The sequence below is a fragment of the Microvirga sp. GN3 genome (assembly GCF_055792825.1).
Genome location: NZ_JBVVAK010000283.1, coordinates 1 through 5,212 on the forward strand (window position 1 = coordinate 1; position 5,212 = coordinate 5,212).

Annotated in this window: 5 protein-coding genes; 2 read left to right on the forward strand and 3 right to left on the reverse strand. The window is 60.8% G+C overall.

What is annotated here, in order from left to right:
- A partial coding sequence (locus tag ACS5Q1_RS46300; protein WP_473104525.1) for a Crp/Fnr family transcriptional regulator occupies nt 1–347 on the forward strand: 347 nt, incomplete at its 5' end.
- 1,425 nt (nt 348–1,772) lie between these two features.
- A complete protein-coding gene (locus ACS5Q1_RS46305) occupies nt 1,773–2,414 on the forward strand; it encodes a hypothetical protein (RefSeq protein WP_473104526.1) in 642 nt (213 codons plus the stop codon).
- An 80-nt stretch (nt 2,415–2,494) separates the two neighbouring features.
- Here the strand turns inward: ACS5Q1_RS46305 and ACS5Q1_RS46310 are convergent, their stop codons facing one another.
- The 3 genes from ACS5Q1_RS46310 to ACS5Q1_RS46320 form a co-directional block, all read right to left on the reverse strand.
- Nucleotides 2,495–2,905 carry a hypothetical protein gene (locus ACS5Q1_RS46310; protein ID WP_473104527.1) on the reverse strand — a complete coding sequence of 137 codons (411 nt, stop codon included), beginning with the start codon at nt 2,903–2,905 and terminating at the stop codon, nt 2,495–2,497.
- Nucleotides 2,906–2,925: 20 nt separating this feature from the next.
- Complete coding sequence (locus ACS5Q1_RS46315; RefSeq protein WP_473104528.1) at nt 2,926–3,174, reverse strand: hypothetical protein; 249 nt, start codon at nt 3,172–3,174, stop codon at nt 2,926–2,928.
- Between the two features lie 453 nt (nt 3,175–3,627).
- The gene (locus ACS5Q1_RS46320) at nt 3,628–4,905 is read right to left on the reverse strand and encodes a type IV secretory system conjugative DNA transfer family protein (RefSeq protein WP_473104529.1); all 1,278 of its coding nucleotides are present in this window, start codon (nt 4,903–4,905) and stop codon (nt 3,628–3,630) included.
- Between the last annotated feature and the right edge of the window lie 307 nt (nt 4,906–5,212).

Sequence of the window (5,212 nt, forward strand, 5' to 3'; positions counted from 1 at the left end):
AGAATGTGGCCTGCAATGCAGTCCACAGCGTCGAGGAGCGCTGTTGCCGCTGGATCCTGAGCATGCACGACCGGCTCGATCGGGACACCGTGCCGCTCACGCACGAGTTCCTGGCCGACATGCTGGGCGTACAGCGCTCCACGGTGAGCAGCATCACGCGGGCGCTTCAGGAGGCGGGACTGATCCGGCAGGGCCGGGGCGTGATCACCGTCATGGATCGTACCGGCCTGGAGAGAGCTTCGTGCGAGTGCTACGGCACGGTGCGCCGCAGCTTCGAGCGGCTGTTGCCTTACACCTACACGACCATCACAACCATTGACCCTCGCCCACAGCATCGATGTTCCTGAACCCTGACGGTGAGGGGACAGCACTGGTATCCTTCAAGGTCAGCATCGATCAAGAGAGTCCTACTCCCTGGGCTCGCCGTGACCATCATGAGATCGCTACAGCACCCGAGTTTCGGCATGATCGACCTCTGTGGAACGTCATGCGAGAGCATGTAGTCAGCGCATAGCAGCATCCCGCAGATCAAACTTGCTAATGCTGCAATGCAGCATAGCCTCGGAGACTGCGTCTTGGCGCAGCCGAGGCGTCCCGTTTCAAGACGTTGATAGCCTGTGACAGAGACATGGTCCCGCGCAAGTCTTCAAGCCGCGCTTCAGGCGCCCTGACAGGGTCAGAGTGAGCTGCTGTCGCCAGTTCGCTCGCGTTCCTGGTTCTCTGGCTTGCCATCTCGTTCAATTAGCAGACGGTCTCGTCAGGCAAGAGCGTGCGTTTGGCACGGTTCAGGTCGCCGGGCCTGACCTAACGGAGAGATTCATTTTGCATCCCTTGCAGCCTCTGCACCGCCGTGCAGCCGATCTCCTTGACACTGACGAGATCGAGCAACGGATTCTCTGCACCTACGCGCAATTAGCCGTCACCCCGGAGCGGGCCGATGGCTCGCGCCGTGCGACACTGGCGCGGTTTGGTGCCCTCGAAGTGCGGTTGACCGAGTGTGCCCGCCCGGCGGGAACTGTTCCGGCGGAGCCACCCTTCTGGCTTGAGATTTACTCCCACGCCACGGGCGCAACCGTTGATCGCTGGGGCTGTTTCGAGTTCGACGAAGCCGAGTTGGCGACGGCCACCGATCTCATTTGCGAGGTTTGTGCATGCCTTGAGAGGAAGTTGTCGTCTCCGGGGGAAGACCAGCAGGACGGCCTTCGTCGAGGCCATGCCGAACGTGCTGAGAGCACTGGAACGCGGCATGCTCCTGGCATTGAGCACACCTCCTTTGGCGGACCAAGACGCCTTGTGTATGAGCGCACTGGTGGGATCTCTGACGCAGGACGGCGTTTGACCGCAAGGCAGCATACCTCAAGTAGGAGGCCATCGCCTCTTCACCTTGTCCTTTGACCTGGGCCTTGTTGAAGCGAATTGGTCCTCACCGGTCGCAGGCCCTCGATCTGTGGTGTTTCGTCTGGCCCTCGGTCAGACCGAGGGGCTGATTGACTTGATCCTGAGGCTCCTCAGTCTCGATCCGGAGCCGCCCAGGCAAGTGCATGAAGTCGGTCATCCTGCTCACATGGCACATGACGATCGCGACGTATTCGCCCTGTCACAGCCAAAGCGGAGCCCAAGGCCGCTCTGGGCAGGTGTCATTCTGAGGATGGCTCTGTCGCAGCTTGCATCGGGGCAAGCCATCGAATCCCAAGATGAACCCGTGTTGTCCAAGGCTCCGCTGGACGGGTATACCGTCGCCGTCGAGACCGTGAGGCGAAAGGAGGCATCCGGTGACGCTCACAACCAAGGTCATCGATGGTGACCTCCTCAGGCTCCGGATCGTGTTCCCGGATGACAGGACGGTGACGGTGACAGCCGGCAAGGGCGGCACAAGCGTCAGCGTGGCCCCTAATGATGGGAAGATCGCCGAGAGGCTGTCATCCATCTTTCACTGGAGCGCCGACAGAGTGGGGGCACCAGGCTATCCGTTCACCAGCCTCAACCAGGTCATCTATGGGATGGAGACACTGGCCCGGTCCGCGACGAGCATCGAACAGTTCATCGAGGGGCTGCGGGAAGTGCTGGAGGTGTCCGATAATCATTCTGAACCCGAGGTCGGGATCAGAACTCCATCCCTCACCGTCGCCGACCTGAGCCCGAGCGGGAACGGGTGGATTGTTGATGCCCGCTTCCAGAGCGGGGAGCGCTTCAAGCTCGCCGTCAACAAGGCCAGCATCGGTTGGGCCGCAGACCCTCCGGAACCCACGCGTGATCAAGCGGTCATGAAGCTCCTGTCGCGATTGAAGGGTGCCCCAGCCCCGACGGATGAGGACCTTGCGCTGCTCGTGATGGAGGTGGCGCATTATTCATCCGACATCGCCGGGTGGCTCCAAGGCCTGCACTCCGCCATCGCTGAGGAGTCGAGGCCCTAGAGGGAGCCTTGCGCCCTTATCGTGCGGGGACAAGCCTGAGTAGGAAGTGGCCAGGTGTGGGGAAGCAGTCTGATGAGCGGTCAGCGCCCAATGATCTTGATGAATTCTGCCGTGAGAGCTCGCTCCAGCTCCCATGTCAGAGGCGTAGGATTGGCTCTGTTCCAGGCCCACTGGCCCTGTTGAACGAAGCGTTTCCGTTTGCGCTTGATCTCGCTTGGCAGGTGGACGGCCAAAGGGGCAAAGCTTCGGCGCAATTGAGCCTCGGTCCTCTTCCTGGACGGGAGGGCAGCCTCCGCCGCTTCAGCCGCCGCTATGTCGTCTGGCGTTGGATCACGATGGCGTGCGTAAGCATCGTCCTCCAACTGGCTGAAGGCGCTGTGCTGTGCCGCATAGTGCTCTCGCAAGCCGGGGGCGTGTTCGAGGAGGTATGCCTCAAGCGCATCACCTCTGTCCTCTTGTTCCCGTCTGATCGAATGGGTCTGCTTTGACATCTTCCACGGTTCTCTGGATTCTAGCCTTGGGTCTCTGTGTCCTGGAGTTCGGCTCCTCCCAGCCACCTTTGAGCCTCCTCCAGGCTGCCGAAGGTGTGCTCTGTCGCTGTGAAAGGCGCAGGTCTTCTCCGTGGATGCACATCCATCAAAAGCTCCACGGTCCAAGTCGCTCTGTTGGTTTCACCGCTGCGCACCAGGCTGGCGATAATCACCCCATCGCGCAGCACGTCGTAGCTGCCGGGTGCAAGCCGAGAGAGAGTGTAGGGCATCTCTGTGCGTCCATTTACTTCCTGACTGGAATAGGAATCTTCGAATGTTCTCCCGACGACGTGGAACCAACTGGATGAGAACCACTGCGGCTTCCCGGGAGAGCAACAGTTGTTGTCATACTGAGTGGTAATAGACAACAGCCTGCAGAGCAAAAGCGAAACGGAGTTTTTGCTTCGAAACTCGATCAAAGATCGACGCATTCTTGCTCAGCCCCATCGCCAGCAAGCCAGATATGCCTGCAGCCGGCCACCATCACTCGCGGAGCAGTTTGCTCCTCTCGCCGCAGGGACAATCATAGGCAACTCTGTCTTGTTCCGGCGCTTGGCCAGATTTGCGACAGATTCCGGCCAATTGGCGGTTCCAAGATCTTTTGGTGGATTGAGGCCGGACGAGGACGTCCTGCAGAACGCGCGCCAGAGATGTCAGATGCGGAAAATCCCTGGCGCAGATTTCTAAAAATCTCTGGGCGCGGGCAGGAGAAAGGATCCCATTGCCTGGGAAGGCCGCAGGACGGGCTTTTCAGGTCCTCTGACCATGAATCGGGTGGCGGCTGGATCGAAATCGAGTTCCAGGTCCATCGCGGCCTTGAGAGCGACAGCATTGGCCGGTCCATAGAGTCGGTCAAGAGATGCCGCATCGTCAGCGGAAACGAGGATGGAGAGGTCGGTCTTCTTGGCGGCCGCAGTCAGCGCCGTCATTCCCGAGATCGGCTCGGCCTGATCGGTGTTTGTGAAGATGAACACAGCAGGCCGCTGAGGCTTGTCAGCGGCCTGTTCGCTGCGGCTATGAATTGCTTCATCAATGATCTGCTGCCACAGGAGGCGTGTCAGGAGATTGTAGGCCGCGGCATGCTGGCCATGTCGGGTCGGGCAGCACACATAAACGGTTGCCGGGCCGCTGATCTCGACCCCCTCAGAGGTACTGATGTTCCGGTGCGCCGCCCACTGGCCGCGTGGATCGCCGGAGGCCCAGGACGTCTCGGGAGTATGAAAGGCCCCCAGCCGTTGCACGATCGCGTCGTGGATCACCCGACGGCGCTCATCGGAAAGAGCCGCGTAGGCGCGCAATTCGAACAGTGCCCTCGGGCTCCCGGAGTTGTCGGCGGCGACAACATAATCACCAGCTGTATCGTCAAGACGGTGCTCGATGAGGACCGTGCACAGTCCCGTCAAGGTCGGCTCGACCAGGCGCAGTCCGCCGGCGTTTGCGGCCTGCGCGGTGGCGAGCTCCAGAAGGCCCCAGAGAGCGGAGATCGCTTCCTGCTCGATGGTGTCGTTGCCGTCGTTCGTTTTGATCTCTGGGATCCTGTCGGATCCGTCTGGCCATTGGGTGATGAACGTTTCTGCGACGTTGCGCAGCCGCCGGGAGCGGGTCTCCAGATCGGTGCCCAGATTGATGTCAGCGAGTGGATTATACGAACTCCCGTTGTGCCACCGAATGCGCGAGACGGGTCCCAGTTTGGCGCGGGTGGCAGCGGTGAGGTCGTAAACCTCCCCGGTCGGGTCGTCGACGATGTAGCTGGCCGATGTGCCCCGCAGAAGGGTCGGGACGATCACCCTCTCCACCCGCTGGCGCGAGCTGGCTCCGAGGAGGAGGGTATTGGCGTTCCGGGTCGTGCCGTGAGGAACGCCCCGGCGGTCCTCACCGAGTGTGAGGATCGCACCGTGGGGAGCAATGATGGCGTCTTTCGAGAGCCCAAGTCCAAAGAGTTTTTTGAGAAGGTCTTTCACGTGGTCTGATCCGTTCGGGTGGACAGGAAAGGGGGGGGTGACTGGGAACGCTAGTTGTTCTGTTACGCAGCAGAGGAACGCACAGGTCTACGTTTTGCAGAACTTTGCGGCAGGTTTTCGTTGCCAAGCGAGAACAACGACAGGCTCGGCATCAATCGTCGGCGTACCCCATCCCACTGTGGCCTTAGTGGTGCATCCGGCAGGTTGCGGGGTATAATGGCAGCCCCTTCTGACCTGCTGGCGGAGGCGAGCCATGGCACCAGTCTGCTTACGGGAGATGACCGCTGCTGAGCATGCGGCGATCCAC

What these genes read in the sequence shown, in the direction of transcription:
- ACS5Q1_RS46315 (WP_473104528.1), bottom strand. Translation starts at nt 3,174, where the DNA reads ATGCCCTACACTCTCTCTCGGCTTGCACCCGGCAGCTACGACGTGCTG.
- ACS5Q1_RS46310 (WP_473104527.1), bottom strand. Translation starts at nt 2,905, where the DNA reads ATGTCAAAGCAGACCCATTCGATCAGACGGGAACAAGAGGACAGAGGT.